20 protein-coding genes are annotated in these 18095 nt (G+C 61.8%); 15 read left to right on the top strand and 5 right to left on the bottom strand.

The genetic code is table 11. From position 1 onward, the window contains the following. From Q8R81_RS00415 to Q8R81_RS00395, 5 genes are all read left to right on the top strand, one after another. Positions 1-293 (top strand): SDR family NAD(P)-dependent oxidoreductase (locus Q8R81_RS00415; RefSeq protein WP_305615075.1); only part of this gene is annotated, 293 nt, incomplete at its 5' end. A 23-nt stretch (positions 294-316) separates the two neighbouring features. Next, positions 317-1447: a phosphotransferase gene (locus Q8R81_RS00410; RefSeq protein ID WP_305615073.1), complete on the top strand. Its 1131-nt coding sequence runs from the start codon at positions 317-319 to the stop codon at positions 1445-1447. Positions 1448-1463: 16 nt separating this feature from the next. After that, the gene (locus Q8R81_RS00405; RefSeq protein WP_305615071.1) at positions 1464-1931 is read left to right on the top strand and encodes a nuclear transport factor 2 family protein; all 468 of its coding nucleotides are present in this window, start codon (positions 1464-1466) and stop codon (positions 1929-1931) included. A gap of 122 nt (positions 1932-2053) precedes the next feature. Then, positions 2054-2884, top strand: coding sequence for an SDR family NAD(P)-dependent oxidoreductase (locus Q8R81_RS00400; protein WP_305615069.1), 831 nt, complete (start codon positions 2054-2056; stop codon positions 2882-2884). Positions 2885-2906: 22 nt separating this feature from the next. Further along, positions 2907-3689, top strand: a complete 783-nt coding sequence (locus Q8R81_RS00395; RefSeq protein ID WP_305615067.1) for a hypothetical protein — start codon at positions 2907-2909, stop codon at positions 3687-3689. Positions 3690-3803: 114 nt separating this feature from the next. Here the strand turns inward: Q8R81_RS00395 and Q8R81_RS00390 are convergent, their stop codons facing one another. Together Q8R81_RS00390 and Q8R81_RS00385 are read right to left on the bottom strand one after the other, a co-directional pair. After that, on the bottom strand, positions 3804-4634 hold the full coding sequence (locus Q8R81_RS00390; protein WP_305615065.1) for an SDR family NAD(P)-dependent oxidoreductase: 831 nt from the start codon (positions 4632-4634) through the stop codon (positions 3804-3806). Positions 4635-4654: 20 nt separating this feature from the next. Then, positions 4655-5974, bottom strand: coding sequence for an NADH:flavin oxidoreductase (locus Q8R81_RS00385; RefSeq protein ID WP_305615063.1), 1320 nt, complete (start codon positions 5972-5974; stop codon positions 4655-4657). A gap of 105 nt (positions 5975-6079) precedes the next feature. Between Q8R81_RS00385 and Q8R81_RS00380 the strand changes: the two genes are divergently transcribed. Next, a complete protein-coding gene (locus Q8R81_RS00380; protein ID WP_305615061.1) occupies positions 6080-7243 on the top strand; it encodes an MFS transporter in 1164 nt (387 codons plus the stop codon). A gap of 64 nt (positions 7244-7307) precedes the next feature. Next, a complete protein-coding gene (locus Q8R81_RS00375; RefSeq protein WP_305615059.1) occupies positions 7308-8102 on the top strand; it encodes a GntR family transcriptional regulator in 795 nt (264 codons plus the stop codon). A 25-nt stretch (positions 8103-8127) separates the two neighbouring features. Here Q8R81_RS00375 and Q8R81_RS00370 read toward each other — a convergent pair whose 3' ends face one another. Beyond that, positions 8128-8943, bottom strand: coding sequence for an SDR family NAD(P)-dependent oxidoreductase (locus Q8R81_RS00370; protein WP_305615057.1), 816 nt, complete (start codon positions 8941-8943; stop codon positions 8128-8130). Positions 8944-9132: 189 nt separating this feature from the next. Here Q8R81_RS00370 and Q8R81_RS00365 point away from each other — a divergent pair, with 189 nt between their 5' ends. After that, complete coding sequence (locus tag Q8R81_RS00365) at positions 9133-9537, top strand: nuclear transport factor 2 family protein (protein WP_305615054.1); 405 nt, start codon at positions 9133-9135, stop codon at positions 9535-9537. A 43-nt stretch (positions 9538-9580) separates the two neighbouring features. Here Q8R81_RS00365 and Q8R81_RS00360 read toward each other — a convergent pair whose 3' ends face one another. Then, positions 9581-10165, bottom strand: coding sequence for a hypothetical protein (locus Q8R81_RS00360; protein WP_305615052.1), 585 nt, complete (start codon positions 10163-10165; stop codon positions 9581-9583). A 55-nt stretch (positions 10166-10220) separates the two neighbouring features. Here Q8R81_RS00360 and Q8R81_RS00355 point away from each other — a divergent pair, with 55 nt between their 5' ends. From Q8R81_RS00355 to Q8R81_RS00345, 3 genes are read left to right on the top strand one after another with little or no spacing between them, the layout of a single operon-like run. Further along, complete coding sequence (locus Q8R81_RS00355; RefSeq protein WP_305615050.1) at positions 10221-11219, top strand: SDR family NAD(P)-dependent oxidoreductase; 999 nt, start codon at positions 10221-10223, stop codon at positions 11217-11219. Then, on the top strand, positions 11212-12045 hold the full coding sequence (locus tag Q8R81_RS00350; protein WP_305615049.1) for an SDR family NAD(P)-dependent oxidoreductase: 834 nt from the start codon (positions 11212-11214) through the stop codon (positions 12043-12045). Before Q8R81_RS00355 ends, Q8R81_RS00350 begins: the two co-directional genes overlap by 8 nt. Continuing rightward, complete coding sequence (locus tag Q8R81_RS00345) at positions 12042-12437, top strand: nuclear transport factor 2 family protein (protein ID WP_305615047.1); 396 nt, start codon at positions 12042-12044, stop codon at positions 12435-12437. The genes Q8R81_RS00350 and Q8R81_RS00345 overlap by 4 nt, the downstream gene beginning before the upstream one ends. Before the next feature lie 57 nt (positions 12438-12494). Here Q8R81_RS00345 and Q8R81_RS00340 read toward each other — a convergent pair whose 3' ends face one another. Further along, positions 12495-13703: a cytochrome P450 gene (locus tag Q8R81_RS00340; protein WP_305615045.1), complete on the bottom strand. Its 1209-nt coding sequence runs from the start codon at positions 13701-13703 to the stop codon at positions 12495-12497. A gap of 235 nt (positions 13704-13938) precedes the next feature. On the opposite strand from Q8R81_RS00340, the gene Q8R81_RS00335 reads away from it, so the two are divergent. From Q8R81_RS00335 to Q8R81_RS00320, 4 genes are all read left to right on the top strand, one after another. Then, positions 13939-15282, top strand: coding sequence for an MFS transporter (locus tag Q8R81_RS00335; RefSeq protein ID WP_305615043.1), 1344 nt, complete (start codon positions 13939-13941; stop codon positions 15280-15282). 105 nt (positions 15283-15387) lie between these two features. Further along, a complete protein-coding gene (locus Q8R81_RS00330) occupies positions 15388-16227 on the top strand; it encodes an NAD(P)-dependent oxidoreductase (RefSeq protein WP_305615040.1) in 840 nt (279 codons plus the stop codon). 18 nt (positions 16228-16245) lie between these two features. After that, positions 16246-16692 (top strand): MaoC/PaaZ C-terminal domain-containing protein, encoded by a 447-nt coding sequence (locus Q8R81_RS00325; RefSeq protein ID WP_305615038.1) that lies wholly within the window; start codon positions 16246-16248, stop codon positions 16690-16692. After that, positions 16689-18035 carry an MFS transporter gene (locus tag Q8R81_RS00320; protein ID WP_305615036.1) on the top strand — a complete coding sequence of 449 codons (1347 nt, stop codon included), beginning with the start codon at positions 16689-16691 and terminating at the stop codon, positions 18033-18035. Before Q8R81_RS00325 ends, Q8R81_RS00320 begins: the two co-directional genes overlap by 4 nt. Positions 18036-18095: the final 60 nt, after the last annotated feature.

Below are 18095 nucleotides of genomic sequence, written 5' to 3'. Positions count from 1 at the left end.
GCCTGCCCGGATATTTCGCCTATGGCGTGTCCAAATGGGGCGTGCGCGGGATGACCAAACTCGGCGCCAAGGAACTCAGCCCCGACAATATCCGCGTGGTCACGCTCACCCCCGGCGCGATTGAAACGCCCGCGCTGGTGCCCGCTGTGCGCGAAAACGCCGCCGCGCTGATCCCGCTGGGGCGCGTAGGCGGGGCCGACGAATTCTCGCGCGTGGTGGTGTTCATCGCGTCGGACGATGCCAGCTACGTGTCGGGCGCGGAATTCCTGATCGATGGCGCAATGATCTGCTGAAGCGCCCTTTCCCCGGAGATACCATGATGCCAGCCACCGCGCCGAACGGGATCGTCCCGTCACAGGGCATTCCGTTCGATCCAGAAGCCTACGACGCCGATCTGCTGAACGCGATCATCGCGCCGTGGCGGCCCGATGTCCGTTTCGAAAGCGTCCGGGTTAAGGATGCCAAGCGCTATGGCGACGGTATGGTCTCCACCGCCGCGCGCGCGTTTCTCGATGTCGAATATGCCGCAGGATCGCCTGCAGGTCTCCCGCGCCATCTGGTGCTTAAGCTGGGCCGGTCGCCCGATTTCATGATCGGGCCGCTGTATCAGAACGAGGTGCGGTTCTACAACGTGCTGCGGCCTGAAGTGACAGATATCGAGGCTCCAGTTACGCTCGGCGGCTCGTATGATCCGGCAACGCAGGCCTTTGCGCTGCTGCTGGGCGACCTGACCGACGATGGCGCGCGTTTCCCCAACGTGCTGTCCAAAACAACGCTGGACGAGGTCCGTGCGATCCTGGACGTGCTGGCCCGGTTGCACGCGCGATATTGGCAATCGCCCCGCTTCGCTACCGACCTTGCGTTCCTTGAAACGCACACGCAGGGCGAACTGGCCACATTCATGCACGATTTCGTGCCGGGGGCGATCCAGCAGGAAATCGACACCGAAAACTTCAAGCGTGAACTGGTGGCGCGCCTGCGCACATCGGGTGATGAATTGCGGCGCGGGGTTGCGCGGCTGCACCAGCACCAGCAGACCTTGCCGCACACCGTGCTCCACGGCGATACCCATATCGGCAATACCTACCTTCTGCCCGATGGCCGCGCAGGGCTGCTCGATTGGCAATTGACCGTGCGCGGGCATCACATGCACGACGTAAACTATATCATCACCACCGCCCTGCCGATCGACGTGCGGCGCGACAAAGAACGTGATCTGCTGGCCTTTTATCTGGACCGCTTGAAGGCGCACGGCGTTGCCGAATCGCCTGGCTGGGACGAGACGTGGGACGAATACCGGCGCTGTCTGGTGTGGGGCGTCTATATCGGCTGGCTCACCACCAATATCGCCAACTACGGCTGGGAAATCAGCGTTCTCAACCATCTGCGCCTGACCACGGCGTTTGAGGATCACGATACCGCTGCGCTGATCCGTGCGCTCGGTTGAACCGGAGGCAATCCCCGTGACACTGGAAGAACTCGGCATTCGCGAAGCGATCAAGACCCTCAAGGCCCGCTATTGCTACCACATTGATCTCAAGGAATGGGACGCCTACGCAGACCTGTTTACCGAAGATGCGATCCTTGATGTGGACCAGTCGGTTTCCACGCGCGGGCGCGCGCCCAACCCGATGCCGCGCGTGACCGGGCGGGGCGCGATCCGCACGTTCATGCCGCAACTGCTAGACCCGGCTGATACGGTGCATCAGGTCCATTCCCCGATTATCACGGTGACCTCTCCCACCAGTGCCAAGGCGATCTGGGCGATGGAAGATGTCGTCAGGATGCCGGGTTTCCATATCGAAGGGCGCGGCCATTATCATGAAACCTATGTGCTGACAGAAGGCCAGTGGCGCATCGCCTCGCTTTATCTTTCGCGCACGTGGGTTGAGATTCTGCAAGGCACTGAAGCCGGACCCGACCTCGGCTGAGGGCTGCGCACGGTATGGCGCAGTAGCCCTATCCGGCGGGAGGACCGCACGCGCGCGCCTGCGCATAGCCCATCTGCATGGTCGGCAGCCGTGTGCCAAGGCCGAACGTGGAAGAGGACTCTATGACCAAAACCGTGGCGCTGGTAACCGGAGCGAGCAAGGGCGTGGGCCGTGGGACCGCGCGCGCACTCGGCTCCAAGGGCATGACGGTGTACCTCACCGCGCGCAGCGAAGAGGCGCTGAACGCCGCCGCTGCCGAAGTTGATGCCGCAGGCGGAACGGGCATTGCCATCGTCTGCGACCACCGCGACGACGCGCAGGTCAAGGCGGTGTTCGAACGAATCGAGCGTGAGCAAGGGCGGCTGGACCTCCTCGTTAACAATGCAGCGGCGGTTTATGGACAGGAACTGGCGACGCCGGGCGCGTTCTGGGACAAGGATCTGAAGCTGGCCGATATGCTCGTGGTCGGGCTGCGGTCCGATTATGTGGCGGCCTATTTTGCTGCACCGCTGATGATCCGCACCGGCGCTTCGCTGATCGCCAACATTTCGTTCTACGGCGCTTCGTCCTATTTCTGCGGCCCGGCCTATGGCGCGGCCAAGGCAGGGACAGACAAGATGGTCCACGACATGGCCATCGACTTTGCCGAAACCGACGTTTCCATCGTGTCCTATTGGCCCGGCTATGTCCGCACCGATGAATCGAAGATGATCCCGGACGAATATTTCCCCGAACCGCTGCGCGCGATGCTGCCCGAGTTCGAGACGCCCGAATTCACCGGGCTGGTGATTGCGGGCCTACTGGCCGATGCTGAGCTCAAGGCCCTTTCGGGCAAGGCGCTGATCGGCGCGGATCTGGGTCGGAAATACGGCATCAAGGATATCGATGGCAAGCAGCCGCGCAGCTGGGCCGCTGCGATGGGCGCACCGCTGACATTCTTCGTGGGCGGCTGAGCCGGGTGAGAGGAGAGACGCCATGATCGAAGCGCTGCTTGTCGTCTTCACCAATCCCACGCAGGGCCGCGACGACGATTTCAACGACTGGTACACCCATATCCACACGCGTGATGCGCTGGGCTTTCGCGGCTCCATCGCGCAGCAGCGCTTCAGCCTGTCGGCCGAGCAGGTGCAGGAATTTCCCGGCGGGCGGTTCTTCGCCAAATATCTGGCACTTTACGAAGTGTTCGATGCTGAAAGGTTTGTGCAGGAGCATATCGACAATGCCCTGACGCCGCGCATGGTGGTGGAGGATTCCATCGATATGTCGCGCATGGACGATTTCCACTACTACCCGCTGCAATACCGCGACAAGGCACCGCGCACGTTCCAGACCGGCAGTGTGGTGGTCGAGCAGATCACGGCGAAGCCGGGACACGAGGCCCAGTTCCGCGATTGGTACAACGATCACTACCTGCCCACTCGCTTTCGCGAGCAGGGCATCATTACCGGTGCCTTGCTGGCCTATGACGGTCACGGCCAGCTTGTGGAATTCAGCCCGGAACACGACCACGTTGGTATCTGGCGGCTGACCGACGATGCGGCGCGCGCGCATTGGCGCAATGGCACGCTCCGCGAATGTCCGTTTATCGATCGCGAATCGCTCACGGTAACGTGCTGGGACGTTTTGACCGAGCGGATGACCGAGGACGCCGTGCATCACCCCACGTCAGCCGGGCTTGCCGGCGAGGAACGCGCCCGCGCGCGGATCGCTGCGGCAGGCACCGCGCAGCGCGACAGGGGCGATCTGTTGAAGCATTGAGGGCGGATCAGGCCCACCCCGCTGCGACTAACGTCTCCTACGGAGCCGCACGTCTCGCTCCCATCCCGCGGGAGGGGTTGGGGGTGGGCATCTGCCCTCTCGTCAAAGGACGACCTAAGCCCCCGGACCCGCGCCAGCCTGCATCGCCGCGATCATGTCGCGGAAATCCGCCAGCGATGGTGCATGGCTGGCATAGCCACCGTCAACATGCAGGTTCTGCCCGTTGGTATAGCGTGATTCGTCCGAGGCGAGGAACACCGCCGCCTTGGCGCAATCCTCTGGCGTCCCGATAAACGGTGTGAGCATATGGCGCAGCATCACCTCGCGTACCGGTGGCGGCATGTTGTCCTCGGTAGCGCCCGAGATGATTAGCCCGACCATCAACACATTGGCACGAATGCCGAATTTCCCGTATTGCGCAGCGATATTGTAGGTCAGGTTGTGGACCGCAACCTTTGACGCGCCATAGGCTGTCTGGGCGATGTCGCCTTGCAGTGCCTTGGTCGAACCGGTGGTGATGATCGACCCGCCGCCTTGCGCGATCATATGCGGGATCACGTGTTTGGCGCAAAACATTGGCCCTTTGACGTTGACCGCCATCGTCCGGTCCCACAGATCGCCGTCCATGTTGATGACGTCGACGTCGCGGGTGATGATTTCCGGCCCGGTCATTGCCGCGTTGTTGTGCAGCACGTCGATCCGGCCATAGCTTTCGAGCGTGAAGGCGACCATCGCACGAACCTGGTCCTCGTCCGATATTTCGGCGGAAAACGGCTTGGCCTCAAGCCCTTCGCCGCAGATCTGCGCTGCAACCTGTTCCGACGAACGGCTCTGACTGCCGACAACGACTTTGGCCCCCTGGCGCGCGTATTCGAGTGCGCAGGCCGCGCCGATGCCCGATCCTGCACCGTTGATCAGGATAACCTTGCCTTCAAGCCGCCCCATGCTGATTCTCTCCTGCCCGATCAATGAATTGCGGCGAGAACGCGCGGATGGAACGGTTCGAACGGTGCGCCTGCCCGGACCTTTTCCGCCCACGCCGGGTCTGCGATGAGCGAGCGCCCGACGCCGACAAGATCGAATTCGCCCGCTTCCAAGCGCTGCTCCACATCGGGCACGTTGTTCACCGTGCCGACTTCGCCCGCGAAGCTGTCCTTCAACTCATTCAGCAGCCCGATGCCGCCGACCGCCATCGTTGTCTTGCCGGTCAGCTTGCGTGTCCACCCGGCCAGCGTCAGCGGCGAGCCTTCGAAGGCGGCGTGGTGGTAATAGCGCGTGCTGGCATCGAAAATATCGACGCCCGCATCGGCCAGCGCGCCAAGCAGCCCCTCAAGCTCTGCCGGGGTCTGTGCAAGGCGGCCATCGTAGTCCTGCTGCTTCCACTGCGAATAGCGGAACATGATCGGCATATCGCCCACTTCTGCGCGGATTGCCTTGACCAGTTCGGCCCCGAAGCGCGCCCGTTCCCGCAGTGCAGTGCCGCCCCAGCGATCATCGCGGCGGTTGGTTTCGTGCCAGAAGAACGCATCGGGCAGATAGCCGTGCGCGCCGTGGACTGCGATCCCATCGAAACCCGCCTCACGGGCATTGGCGGCACTGCGTGCAAACCCGGCAATCACGTCGACGATATCCTCGTCGGTCATCGGTGCGGTGGGAGCGAGCATCTCTTCGAGATATGGCTCCGGCACGGTGCTGAAGCCACCCCGCGGTCCCCACAGGCCCGATGGCCGGGATGACATCAGTTCAGGATAAGGGCCGGTGCGGTGCGCGCGGATTGGGCCTTGATGCCATAGCTGGGGGAAGATGACGCCGCCTGCCTGATGGACGCCGGCAACAATTTGGCGCCACCGCCCCAGCGCGGCATCGCCGTGCAGTTCGGGCATATTGGCCTCGCCCAACGACCCTGAACCAAGCGCGGTGGGATGATCGACACCGATTCCTTCGGTCACGATCAGACCGACGCCGTGTTCGGCCCTGCGGCGGTAATAGGCATCCATCGGTTCGGACGGCACTCCGCCGGGCGAAGCCATCCGTGTCATCGGCGACATGACGATGCGGTTGCGCAAGGTCACGCTACGCACCGTCAGCGGGCGAAAGATCGGTCGGTCTGGGGATGTCATCTTGGGGCCTGTCGCGTTTTGGCTGTCATGGTTTGGCGGCACCATCGCAAAGCGGGCATCGGCGAAACCTGCCGCAAGGCAGGAAGCAGTGTTGGCATGGGCGACCAGCGGCATATCACACGATAGGCGCGGCGTGGCAGGCGCGCTGTAGCCTTTGATGAACAAGGCAGGATGGTCGCAACCGCAGCGCGCGGTGGCTTCTGTACCAGCATCACTGGCGGGGGAGCAGCGGCTTTGAACTTGAACAACGGCACGGAGCAAAGTGGGCAAATGCCGGGGGCGGTGGGGCTTTGGGCCTTGCTGGTGTGCGGGCTGGTGCCGATGGTAGGTCTGTTCGCGATGGGGCCTGCGCTGCCGATGGTGGCAGCAGCCTTTCCCGGCGATCCTGACGCCGAACTTCTGACGCAGCTGATCGGCGGGGCAAGTGGAATTGCCTTCGCGCTGAGTTCGCCGGTTATCGGCATGCTGATCGGGCGCTACGGCTACAAACGGGTCTATATTGTCTCGCTGATCGTGTTTGCGATCTTTGGAACGCTGCCGGTCCTGCTTGACAGCCTGCCGCTGATTCTGGCGAGCCGGGTTGTGTTGGGTGTAAGCGTTGCCGGTGCAATGACTGCGGGCCTTGCCGGATTGGGCACGCTGCCTGCCGATGTGCGGCCGCGGATGTATGGTCGCAACGCCATGCTTTCCAGCGTCGGGGCGATTGCGGTGTTCCCGTCGGTCGGCGCATTGTCTGAACTTGGCTGGCGGCTGCCCTTTTTCATTCACGCGCTGGCGCTGGTAATCGTGCCAATGGCGATGACGCTGCCATCGGCGCCAAAGTCCGGCCCGGGCATATCAGACAAGGTGGCCCCACCGACCGGCGGCGGCCTTGGTGTTGCGCCGATCCTGCTGGTTTTGGCGGGTTTCATCGGTCTGGTAATGTACGTCGGGCCGATGTTTGCGCCGTTCTACCTTCACACCATCGGCGTGACCGATCCGCGCCTGGCCGCGTTGCCGCTAAGCGCGATGTCGGTGGGGTCGTTGATCATGACCAGCAATTATGGCCGTCTGCATGCCCGGATGGGTGCGCAGGCCCTGTTTGCGCTCACCTTGCTGCTGACCGGCGGGGGGTTGCTTGTGGCCGGGATCGCGCCATCGCTGCCGCTGTTCATCGGCGCGATGTTTGCAGTTTCATGCGGGCTGGCCATTTTTACGCCCAACCTCAGTTCGCATATTGCGGCCACATCAACCAACACGGCGCGCGGGATCGGCTGGGCGATGTCCGCGATGTTTGCGGTGCAGGTAGCGTTCCCGTTCATTGCGCGGTTCATTTCGCAGGCGATCGGGTCTGCCGGTGTGTTCCTGATCTTCGGAGGCTGCGCGCTGCTCGCCGGGATCGGCGCGAGCGCATTTGCGCGCAGCGGTCTGCGTCCGGCAGTGACCAACCATTGACAAGCCATGTGCCGCTGTTGCTATGACCAGTGACGATGGACCATTTCAACAGCCCGGTGCGGGCATGAGCAGTCTTGCCGAAATGTCGCCGCTGTCGGGCGACGCTTTGACAGGTGATAGCCTGACCGGTGCCAGCCTGACAGATGACAGCGGCGACCAGAGCATCACCCATCGGGCCTATGTGCAGATCCGCGCCGGACTGATTTCATGCCGGTTGAAGCCGGGGTCGCGGCTCAAGATTGCTCAACTCCAGCGTGAGCTGGGCATAAGCCAGGCCGCTGCGCGCGAAGGTCTTTCGCGGCTGGCTGCCGAAGGGCTGGTCACGATAGAGCGCAACAGCGGGTTTCGGGCCGTACCGCTATCGGCCGATGGCTTTCGCGAGCTGGCGGACGCCTGCCTGACGATTGAATTGCCGCTGCTGCAATCATCCATCGCGCTGGGCGATTTCGCGTGGGAAGGCGCGTTGCTTTCAGCCTATCACATTTCGTCGCGTGTGCTGGCGCAAGTAGGCGACGACGAGATCAGCATGGACGCTTATGTGCGGCATCGCGACGAGTTCCACCGCATCCTGTTTTCGCGCTGTGACAACCAATGGCTGTTACGGGCATGGTCGCAGCTTTATGCGCAGCAGATGCGCTATCGCCATACATTCCGGGAATTGGCGCGTTACGAACGCAGTTTGCACGAAGATCACCGCCGGTTCCTGGATGCAGTGATCGAACACAAAGTGGACGAGGCGACAGCCCTGTGGCGTGCGAACCACGAAAAGATCGTCGCCTTCATCGAATCCAGCCTTAGCCACACGCCGTATCCACCGGTTCGAAAGCGCAAGGCGACTGGGCGTCAGACACAGGCCTGACGCCCGGGGCACAATTCCATCGCGTCTAGAACGTGTCCACCGGCGGCAGTTCTGGCGATTCGATTTCGCGCATGTCGGCCATCTGCGGCTGATGGGCCAGGTGGCCACCATCGACCGAATAGGCCTGCCCGGTGATGTATTCGGATTCGTCGGCAGCAAGGAACGCGGCCATCGCGGCGATATCGGCAGGAATGCCGATGCGGCTGGTCAGCGACTGGCGCTTGATCCGCGCCACCAGTTCCGGATACTCGGCCAGACTGTCGTTGATGATCGGCCCCGGCAGGATCGCGTTGCAGCGGATGCCCTGACGGCCGTGCTGCGACGCTACATACTTGGTCAGCCCAATCACGGCCGCCTTTGACGTGCCATAGGCGATGCGGACATTGTCACCCATCAGCCCGGAATCCGACGCGGTATTGATGATCGACCCGCTTCCTGCCTGGATCATGTGCGGAAGCGCATATTTGCACCCGAGCATCACCCCGCGCACGTTGACGTTCATCACAAGATCCCAGATTTCCAGCGGAATATCGACCGCCGTGCGATCCTGCATGTTGACCTCTTTCGAGGTCGCCGCAGCATTGTTGAACAGGATGTCAATCTTGCCAAAGCGGGCGATTGTTTCGGCAATACCCGCCTCGATCGACGCAGGTTCTCCGCAATCGAAGTGCAGGCCGATTGACCCGCCACCGATGCGCTGCGCCGTTTCTTTGGCGCGAGCCTCGAAAATATCTGCCACGACCACCGTTGCGCCCTCGCTTACGAAACGTGCGGCAGTGGCGGACCCAAGCCCGCCTGCGCCGCCGGTTATAACTGCAATTTTGCCTTCAAGCCTGCGCATGTCCAAATCTCCCTTTTTCGTTGCGGCAGACTGTCATGCGATCAAAGTTGCAGTTCCTACCGGTCGGAGGGCGTGGTCGGTGTCGGTTTGGCAGGTGCCCTGTCTTGAGGCAGGAACTTCTGTATATCAGCGCGCTACAATGGCGGGTGCCCGGCGTGTTGCCGCATATCCACAAGAGGGATCGCCTTGATGTCCGACATTGCCACCAAGCCGGATTCGATCATCGCGGTAGAGCGGTGGAACGCTTTCTGGGCCGCGCGCGATCTTGAAGGTATGAAGCGCGTGGCCGCCGATGATTTTATCCAATGGCACGCGACGGTGCGCAAGAACCTGACCAAGGATGAGGAGTTTGCCATGCTGGTCAATGCGCTCAAGGTCATGCAGATAGAGTTCAAGGCCGTGCGCCTGACCGCGATGGACAATGATACCGTGCTTCAGCAGTGCCTGGGCGATATTTCCATCGACGGCGCGGGCACGCGCACCGACGTACCGTTCGCAATGGTTTTCCACACGCGTGGTCAGCTGGTCACACGGTGCGATGAATACATGGACGGAATGTCACTCCCGCCGATTGATTTCACACCGAAGGATTGAGGGTCGGGCCGCGCAAGTGCTCCATCCCGCGCGGCCCGCCGTCCTATTGTGCCGCGATCAGATCGGCGCGTTCGGTCAGCTTGTCATTGCGCAGCGATGCCAGCGTTTCGGCGCTTGGCGGAACCACGCAGACGCTGCCGATGCCAAGCGCCTTGAGCGCGCGGCCCGTGCCGACCCAGCATGCCAGCATGAGCACGGTGTCGCCGATTTCCGGCTCGGTCAGCAGCGCGTGCATCCGCTCCCACAGCGCATCGTCGCCGTTGATCGAATCAATGTCGCTCTCGAAACGGTCGGCGAATTCGATCAGCAGCCGCTCACGCTCGGTAAAGCCTTCCCACGCGTAGTTGCAGTCTGCGGCGTTCTGATAAAACTCCTCGGCAATTTCGCCACCGGCAAAGCCGGGCCAATCACGCCACAGCCGCATTCCGGCGCAGATCGGGCAATTGGTGCGTGCCGCGCCCAGAATACGCATTCCCTCGCGTTCGCGCGCGGTCAGCGTCGTTTCGGGCGCGTCGTAGATCGTGCGGAACATCCGCTGACGTGTGTCGACCAGCTTTTCGGTGCCAAGGTGGTTCAGGATGTGAACCAGCGGTTCACGGTCTGCGGGAATATCTACGCGATAGGGCATGTGGCCACTCCTGCATCGGTGCTTCAGGGACTCTCTCTTGGATGCAGGATAGTGCATGATTTTTTCAATCCGCTCGCACCTGCCGTCGGGCGGGGTTGAGGCAGGCGGATTTGCCGCAAACCTTGGCCGTGCGATCGCGGGGTACCGCGACAGGGAGAAGCAAGGGCAAGCCTTGCCCGGATGCCATTTCGCCAATCACGCGGAGAGAGACACGATGAAACGACTGGAAGGCAAAGTGGCCGTGATCAGCGGCACCAGCGGCGGGATTGGCGCAGCCACCGCGCGTCGGCTGGCGGCGGAAGGGGCGAGCGTCGTACTGGCCGATATCGATTTGGCCGGCGCTGAGGCGACCGCGCAGGCGGTGCGCGATGCAGGCGGCGATGCAATGGTGCATTATCTTGATCTGGCTGAGGAAACGAGCATCGCGGCGCTGATTGATGCTGCCATCGCCCGCTTTGGCAGGATCGACGTCCTGTTCAACAACGCCGCCGATACGCGTGCGGAAACGATGATCAGGGACGCGGCGATCGAATTCATGGATGCCGACTTGTGGGATGGCGTGTTCCGCATCAACACGCGTGGCACGATGCTGATGATCAAGCATGTTTTGCCGCATATGGTCCGGCAGGGCGGCGGCTCGATCATCAATACCAGTTCGGGTGCGTCGCTGCGCGGGGATCTGTTCCGGGTTGCCTATGCCTCGTCCAAGGCGGCTATCAATGTGCTGACTGAATATGTTGCGGCGCAGTACGGCAAGAAGGGCATCCGTTGCAACGTGGTTTCGCCGGGGCTGGTCGTGACTGAAAATGCCGCGATGAATCAGGGGCATAACCTTGACATGTACTTGTCGCACCACCTGACCCCGCGCCTTGGCAGGCCCGAGGATCTGGCCGCGATGGTCGCACTGCTGGCGTCCGACGACGGCAAGTTCATTACCGCGCAGATCATCCCGGTCGATGGCGGAATTTCGACCCATTTCCCGCACGTCGCCGAAACGCGCGGCGGCGTCGATGCCTACAAACCGACAGCACCTGAGGAGCACGCAAATGGGTAGATTGAGCGGACGGACCTGCATCGTGACGGGTGGCGCAGGCGGGCTTGGTTCGGCAACGGCGCGCAGGTTGTGCGCCGAGGGTGGGCAGGTGGTGATTGCCGACATTCTGCTCGAGCCTGCCGAGGCGCTTGCGGCGGAAATCCGGGCCGAGGGCGGCGATGCCATCGCGCTGCATGTCGATCTTGGCGATCCTGACAGCATCGCAAAGCTTATCGCCGATACGCTGGCCCATTATGGCAAGCTGGAGGTGGTGTTCAACAACGGGGCCGCCACGCAGTCCGAATTCCTGAACCGTGATGGCGCGGCTGGCGAAATGGACATCGAGGTGTGGGACCATACGTTCGCGGTGAACACGCGCGGCACAATGCTGATGATCAAGCACGCCTTGCCCGCTCTTATCGCATCGGGCAGCGGGGCGATCATCAACACCAGTTCAGGTGCCTCGTTGCTTGGCGATCTTTCCCGCACCGCCTATGCCGCATCGAAATCGGCCGTGAACGCCCTGACGCTTTATGTAGCGGCGCAATATGGCAAGCAGGGCGTGACCTGCAACGCCATCTCGCCGGGCATGGTGCCCACGGCGGCTTCGCGCGCGAACCAGCCGGAACTGATCCGCATGGTGGAACGCCATCATCTGACCCCGGAGCTTGGCTATCCTGAGGATATCGCAGCGATGGTCGCGCTGCTGGCCTCTGAAGACGGACGGTTCGTTTCGGGCCAGATCATGCGAGTGGACGGCGGCGTGACCAAGGCCTTCGCGCATGTTGCCGACAACCGCGACCAGTTCGAAGCCCATGTTGCCAGCACATGGAGGCATGAGGCATGACCGGGGATGCGCTGGATCGGGTGGGCGCGGTTGCGCGCAGTTGGGAAGCGGCGTGCAACGCGCGCGACATTGACCGCGTGGTCGCACATCTGACGGATGATGGGGTGGTCTGGTACAATTTCCAGCCGCAGGTCGAACTGAGCAAGGCAGCCTATCGCGATCTGCTGGAAGCGAGCAGGGCCACGTTCGCCAATCGGCGCACGAAGGACCGGCGGTTGCATCTTCATCCCGGCGGATTTGTGGAGCAGGCCACGTTGGAAGGCGATACACCGGGCGGCGTGATCGAAACACCGTTCCTGCTGATCGCGACCATCGAGGGTGACGCCATTACCCGGATTGCCCAATACTTTGACACCACGGTCCTGCATCAGGCGGGACTGGTGCCGGTCTGACGTCTGCGAATCTCCGCCCGGTCGATCCTGTGCGATCCACCGGGCGGTGATGCTTTATCAGCCCCAGCGCAGCGGCAGTTCGTTCACCTGCATCACATTGCCGGTGAACCACGGAACCCGGAAACCTTCCTGCAAGCGGAACATCGGGATCACCTTCACGAACTCTTCGATCGCGGTCTGCAATTCGCGGCGGGCAAGGTGCTGGCCAAGGCAACGATGGATGCTGTGGCCCAGCGTGACATGCATCGGCTTGCGATCCAGCCGCACTTCCTGCGGGTTTTCGTAGGCTTCCGGATCGCGCCCGGCCAGCGGAGTCGACATCGACACGACATCGCCCGGCAGCAGGGTGTGACCACCCAGTTGGTGCTCCTTTGAAACGATCCGCTGTGTCGAGACCGCGGCATAGGCGCGCAGCAGTTCTTCCACTGCCACAACATTCTGCGAAGGGGTGTTCTCGCGCATCGTCTGCTGGTCCTGCGGGTTCTCTGCAAGATGGCGGAACTGCAGGCTGAGATTGGCGGTCACGGTGTCCAGCCCGCCGAGGTAGAGGTTGAACGCGTGGCCGAAGACTTCCTGATCGTTCCATTTGCGCCCATCGACTTCAAGCGTCATGCACTTGCTGATCAGATCGTCGCCGGGGTTTTTCCGACGCTGGGCGATGGTTTCCATCAGCAGTTCCTTCACTGCCCGCACGCTGGCGATTTGCACGCTGGCGTCGGTTCCGCGCAGTAGCTGGTTTTCCCACTCCAGAAACTGTTCCAGCCGTTCGACCGGAAGATCGATCATTTCAAGGAAGATGGTGATGGGGAACAGGATCGCGAACTCCTGCACGAATTCGCATTCGCCCTTGTCCTTGAACCGGGCAATCAATTCCTGCGCCCGCCCGCGCACCTTGCCGTCCAGCTTCATCATCTGGCTGGGCGAATAGAGCGGATTGAGCGCGGAACGATAGGCTGTGTGGACCGGTGGATCGAGTTCCGTCGGGATGATGTCCCACGTCTCGCCGATCATCTGGGCAAAGCCGGTGTTGCCGCTCTTGTGGTAGTTTTCGGTGTCAGCGTAGATCTTGCGCAAGTCCTCGGCGCGGCGCACGACCCAGCCCGGCTTGTTGAATGACACGTTATCGGCATAAAACACCGCGGGCCCTTGATGGATGACCGGGATGATCGTCTCGTGCGGGTTGTCGTAAGTAATCTTGCGATCAAACAGCGCGCAGTGGCGCATCTCACGCGCGGGTGCCTGCGGGGTCGTTGCCGTATCAGTCATCGTTTCGGGCCTTCGCTTTTTTCATCGTGCGGCATAGCGGTGCCATTGCGGCTGGCAATGCTGCGTAATCGTCTAACTGGAAGCACCTTTAATCCACGCATTGCGGCATCGCTTCCTATCGGAAGGTATGTTCGCTCCGGCAGGTTTTGCTCGACGTTCCGCCCCAATGCAATTTGCGCAAAGCTGCCGCACCGGTTTGGGCGTGGCTGACTTGGGCGCTTGAGGAAGGGGATTTATGGCCGGGTCGATCGGGGCCGAGCGCGCCTCAGGGTATCGATGGCTGGTTTTGCTGGTCCTCACCTTGGCACACAGCTGCCACATCATGGACCGCATGGTGGTGAGCATCGTGATGGAGCCGGTGCGCCACGAATTTGATCTGACGGACACCCAGTTGGGGCTGATTTCCAGCCTTGGCTACGGCTTGTGCTATGGCGCGGCGGTGCTGCCGATGGGCATGGTGATCGACCGTTCGGTGCGCAAGAACGTGCTGGCCATGATCCTCGCGGTCTGGAGCGCCATGACCGCCGTTTGCGGATTGGCAACCAGTTGGACCATGTTGCTCGCTTCGCGGTGCATGGTGGGCTTGGCCGAATCCGGCGGATCACCCGCCGGGCTTTCGCTGCTGTCCGACTATTTCCCGGCGAAGGAGCGGTCGACTGCGGTTGGTCTGTGGTATCTTTCGTCTGCCATTGGTTCGATCCTGACATTCATTGTCGGGGGAATGATTGCCGCTGAATACGGCTGGCGCATGGCGTTTTTCCTGGCCGGCGTGCCCGGCATGATCATGGCCGTGATCGTGTTTCTGGTGATTCGCGAACCCAAGCGCGGCGCAAGCGATGCGCCAATGGCTGATGCAGCCCTCCCGGCAACTGCCCCTCCTGAAAAGCTCTCGTTCATGCAGTCGCTGGCTGAAATCGCGGCGCGGCCTGCGGCGGTGCATATCCTGCTTGGCGTGCTGCTGACGGCTGCGGCAATATCGTCGTACTCCACTTGGTCGATCTCGTTCCTTGTGCGTCAACACGGGCTCAAGCTGTCCGAGGCGGGGTTGACAGTGGGCCTGACCACCGGGTTGCTCGGCGCGTTGGGTGGGGCCTTTTTCGGATGGCTGGCAGACCGCGCCAGCCGCCGCGATGCGAGATCCAATCCGTGGCGATCAGGCATCATCGCTGCGGCCACCTCGATGGCGGCAACGTTCCTTGGCATCGGGTCTCTGCTAACCGAGGCCACGTTGCCCGCGCTTGTGCTGGTCGCGTGTTATGCCTTTTTCTTCAACAGCTACAACGGCCCGGCCAACGGACTGCTGTTGATTGTGGTGCCCTCGCAAGTGCGGGGCTTCACCATCGCGCTGCTCCAGCTGGGCGCAACCCTGCTGGGCTTTGGCGTGGCACCGTTCGTGGTGGGGCAGCTCAGCGACATGATCGGCGGCTCCAATTCGCTCGGCTGGGCGCTTTCGATCATGCTGCTGTGCCATCCGCTTGCGGCCATGCAGTTTGCGCTGGCGGCGCGGTGTGTGAAACGCAACGGGGCAGATCGCCACGATGCTCGGCCTGAACCGGCTGGGCGTCTGGCGCAGCCATAAACGGCACATCTGCGCTAGTTTTGGCACGAAGGCGCATGCTTGCCTTGCTGACGGCAGGGGCGCTTGTCCTGTAGAGCATGCGCGTTTGGAAAAGGATCATCACGAATGACGCAGGCAATCGGTTCCGTCGGATTTATCGGCCTTGGCAGCATGGGCGGCGCGCAGGCTCGCGAATTGGCCAAGCTGGCTTTACCGCTGTCGGTGTTCGACAAGTTTCCGGCTTCGATGGAGCCGTTTCGCGGGAAGGCCACGCTGGCTGGCAGTATTGCCGAACTTGGCGGTTGCGATGTCGTCGGAATCTGCGTCCAGGACGATAAGCAGGTGATTGAATGCTGTGACGAACTGATCCCGGCCATGCGCCCCGGTTCGGTGATCCTGGTCCACAGCACCGTGCGTCCCGATACAATCAAGGCGCTGGCAGCGCGTGCTGCTGCGGTGGATGTCGAGTTGATGGATGCGGCCGTCACGCGAACCGAGATGACCAATGACGGCCCTTTCGTATTCTGCATGCTGGGCGGCAGTGAAGCAACGATGGCCCGCGTGCAGGCCGTACTGGATGCCTATTCCACCAATACGATGCTGGTGGGGCCGCTGGGTTCGGCAATGGGCCTGAAAATCTGCAACAACCTTGTTTCGTGGAGCCAGATCATGCTGGGCCTTGAAGCAATGGATCTGGCTGAGGCGGCCGGTGTGCCCATCGACAAACTGATGGCGGTGATGCAGCGCAACGGGGTTATGACGCCGCCGATGAACGGCTTCATCGCTTTCCGCAACAATCCGGGCGAACAGCGCCAGCGCGATCTGATGGCGGTGCAGGCCGGGATTGGCGAGAAGGATTTGTCGCTTGCCGATGAACTGGGCGCATCGGTGGGTAAACCTTCGTCCATTGGCGCGCATATCAGAGCCATCGTAAAGCAGGGCATTCTCGATGTCTGCCGTCGTTAAGGCAGGACTGTCATTCGCATGATGCGCAGATTCGATGATCTTGTTGTGGGCGAACGACGCACATCGGCGGGGCTGGTGATTGATGAGCAAGCGATCATCGCCTTTGCGCAAGACTTTGATCCGCAGTGGTTTCACGTCGATCCGCTGGCCGCGCGCGGATCGGCTTTTGGCGGATTGATCGCCAGTGGCGCGCATCTGCTGGCGCTGTGGCGGCGGATGGACCACGATCTGAATGGCGATATTGATTACTATTGCGGGGTAGGCATGGAAAATGTGCGGTTTCGCAAAGCCGTCCGCCCCGGCGACCGGTTGACGCTGGAATCCGAGATTGCCGAATGTCGTCCTTCGGCTAGTGATGCCGGACGCGGGCTGGTCAGGATGGCCTATCGCATGACCAACGGGGCGAGCGATGTCGTGCTCGATCTGGAAGCGATCAATCTGGTCTACCGGGGGGCGGCGGCATGAACAATGATACGGCAAACGGGCACGTCAGCACGACTGGTAGCGAGCGATATTTTATCGTCCTGCTCGGGCTGATCTACATGATGAATTTCGTGGATCGCACGATCATCTCGATTGCGGGCGAGGCGATCCGGCGTGACCTCAACTTGTCCGATCTGCAATTAGGCCTGCTGGGCGGCCTTGCATTTTCGCTGTTCTACGCTGCGCTGGGCATCCCGCTGGCCCGTCTGGCAGAGCGGCGCAGCCGGGTCGGCATAATTGCCACCGTCACCGCGATCTGGTCGGTAATGACCGCACTTTCAGGCGCAGCGGGCAGCTTTGCGCAATTGTTGCTATGCCGGATGGGCGTGGGCGTGGGCGAGGCGGGCTTTACCCCGGCGCTTATTTCGATGCTGTCAGACAGGTTCCCCGCAGAACGCCGTGCAAGTGCGTTTTCCACCATCGCCATCTGGGTTTCGGTCGGGGCGGCGGTATCGGCCACCATCGGCGGGTGGGTGGTGCAGAACTATGGCTGGAGAGCAGCCTTCGTCGCGATGGGCGTGCCGGGTCTGGTGCTTGCCGTTGTTCTCAAGTTGACCATTCCCGAGCCTGTGCGCCAGAATGCTGGTGATGCGGGCGAGACGCCATCCTTTGGGGCCGTTTTGAACAAGGTCGGAAAGTCGCCGGCATTTCTCTATCTGACTGCGGCAAGCGGCCTTGTCGGCATGGTCAGTTTCGGTCTCAATCTGTTCATGATCCCTCTGCTTGTCCGCCGCTATGGTCTTGATATCGCGCAGGCCGGGATGATCTTTGCAGGTTCGCTCAGTCTTGCGATGGCGATTGGCAACTATAGCGGTGGCCGGGCAGCCGATTGGCTTGGGCGGCGTGATATTGGGTGGTTCGGGCGTGCGCCTGCCATGCTGCTGGTTGTCTCGCTGCCGCTTTACCTGTTGGCCATCCTGCAATCGGACTGGCGCTGGTTCATGGTTCTGATGTTCTTCGCGGCGGCCTCGCTCAACGCCTTCCTGCCTGCGATTATGACCGTGACACAAAGATTGGTGGAGCCGCGCATGCGTGCTTCGGCCGCAGCGCTGCATGCTTTTGGGCAAACGGTCGCAGGCCTTGGCATCGGGTCGGTAGCGCTTGGATGGCTTAGCGACCGGTTGGCCGCGCAGGCCTATGCCGGAAACTATCGTGCGGATTGCCTTCACGGTCCAGCCGGGGCGGCTTGTGGAGAAGCGTCCGCGCAAGGACTGCAACATGCCATGATGGCCGCAGGGCTGGTTCTGCTGGGCGCGATCTTCTGCTATTTGCGCGCAGCCCATGCGTTGCGGCGGGAAATTCCGAACGCCGCTGATCTGGCCTGAACCAAAGGGCAGGGCACTTCCTATCGCACGAAAGGCACGGTATTTTCTGCAGTCCCTAGG

This window comes from Novosphingobium sp. (assembly GCF_030696665.1).
Taxonomy (GTDB): Bacteria; Pseudomonadota; Alphaproteobacteria; order Sphingomonadales; family Sphingomonadaceae; genus Novosphingobium.
This window is presented reverse-complemented; position numbering and strand designations above follow the sequence as displayed.

Bases quoted from the DNA above. Each gene is read 5' to 3' on its own strand.
- Q8R81_RS00375 (WP_305615059.1), top strand. From the start codon at position 7,308: ATGAGCAGTCTTGCCGAAATGTCGCCGCTGTCGGGCGACGCTTTGACA.
- Q8R81_RS00320 (WP_305615036.1), top strand. From the start codon at position 16,689: ATGAACAATGATACGGCAAACGGGCACGTCAGCACGACTGGTAGCGAG.
- Q8R81_RS00395 (WP_305615067.1), top strand. From the start codon at position 2,907: ATGATCGAAGCGCTGCTTGTCGTCTTCACCAATCCCACGCAGGGCCGC.
- Q8R81_RS00330 (WP_305615040.1), top strand. From the start codon at position 15,388: ATGACGCAGGCAATCGGTTCCGTCGGATTTATCGGCCTTGGCAGCATG.
- Q8R81_RS00365 (WP_305615054.1), top strand. From the start codon at position 9,133: ATGTCCGACATTGCCACCAAGCCGGATTCGATCATCGCGGTAGAGCGG.
- Q8R81_RS00390 (WP_305615065.1), bottom strand. From the start codon at position 4,634: ATGGGGCGGCTTGAAGGCAAGGTTATCCTGATCAACGGTGCAGGATCG.
- Q8R81_RS00400 (WP_305615069.1), top strand. From the start codon at position 2,054: ATGACCAAAACCGTGGCGCTGGTAACCGGAGCGAGCAAGGGCGTGGGC.
- Q8R81_RS00325 (WP_305615038.1), top strand. From the start codon at position 16,246: ATGATGCGCAGATTCGATGATCTTGTTGTGGGCGAACGACGCACATCG.
- Q8R81_RS00410 (WP_305615073.1), top strand. From the start codon at position 317: ATGATGCCAGCCACCGCGCCGAACGGGATCGTCCCGTCACAGGGCATT.
- Q8R81_RS00350 (WP_305615049.1), top strand. From the start codon at position 11,212: ATGGGTAGATTGAGCGGACGGACCTGCATCGTGACGGGTGGCGCAGGC.
- Q8R81_RS00345 (WP_305615047.1), top strand. From the start codon at position 12,042: ATGACCGGGGATGCGCTGGATCGGGTGGGCGCGGTTGCGCGCAGTTGG.
- Q8R81_RS00370 (WP_305615057.1), bottom strand. From the start codon at position 8,943: ATGCGCAGGCTTGAAGGCAAAATTGCAGTTATAACCGGCGGCGCAGGC.
- Q8R81_RS00380 (WP_305615061.1), top strand. From the start codon at position 6,080: ATGCCGGGGGCGGTGGGGCTTTGGGCCTTGCTGGTGTGCGGGCTGGTG.
- Q8R81_RS00355 (WP_305615050.1), top strand. From the start codon at position 10,221: ATGATTTTTTCAATCCGCTCGCACCTGCCGTCGGGCGGGGTTGAGGCA.
- Q8R81_RS00340 (WP_305615045.1), bottom strand. From the start codon at position 13,703: ATGACTGATACGGCAACGACCCCGCAGGCACCCGCGCGTGAGATGCGC.
- Q8R81_RS00335 (WP_305615043.1), top strand. From the start codon at position 13,939: ATGGCCGGGTCGATCGGGGCCGAGCGCGCCTCAGGGTATCGATGGCTG.
- Q8R81_RS00360 (WP_305615052.1), bottom strand. From the start codon at position 10,165: ATGCCCTATCGCGTAGATATTCCCGCAGACCGTGAACCGCTGGTTCAC.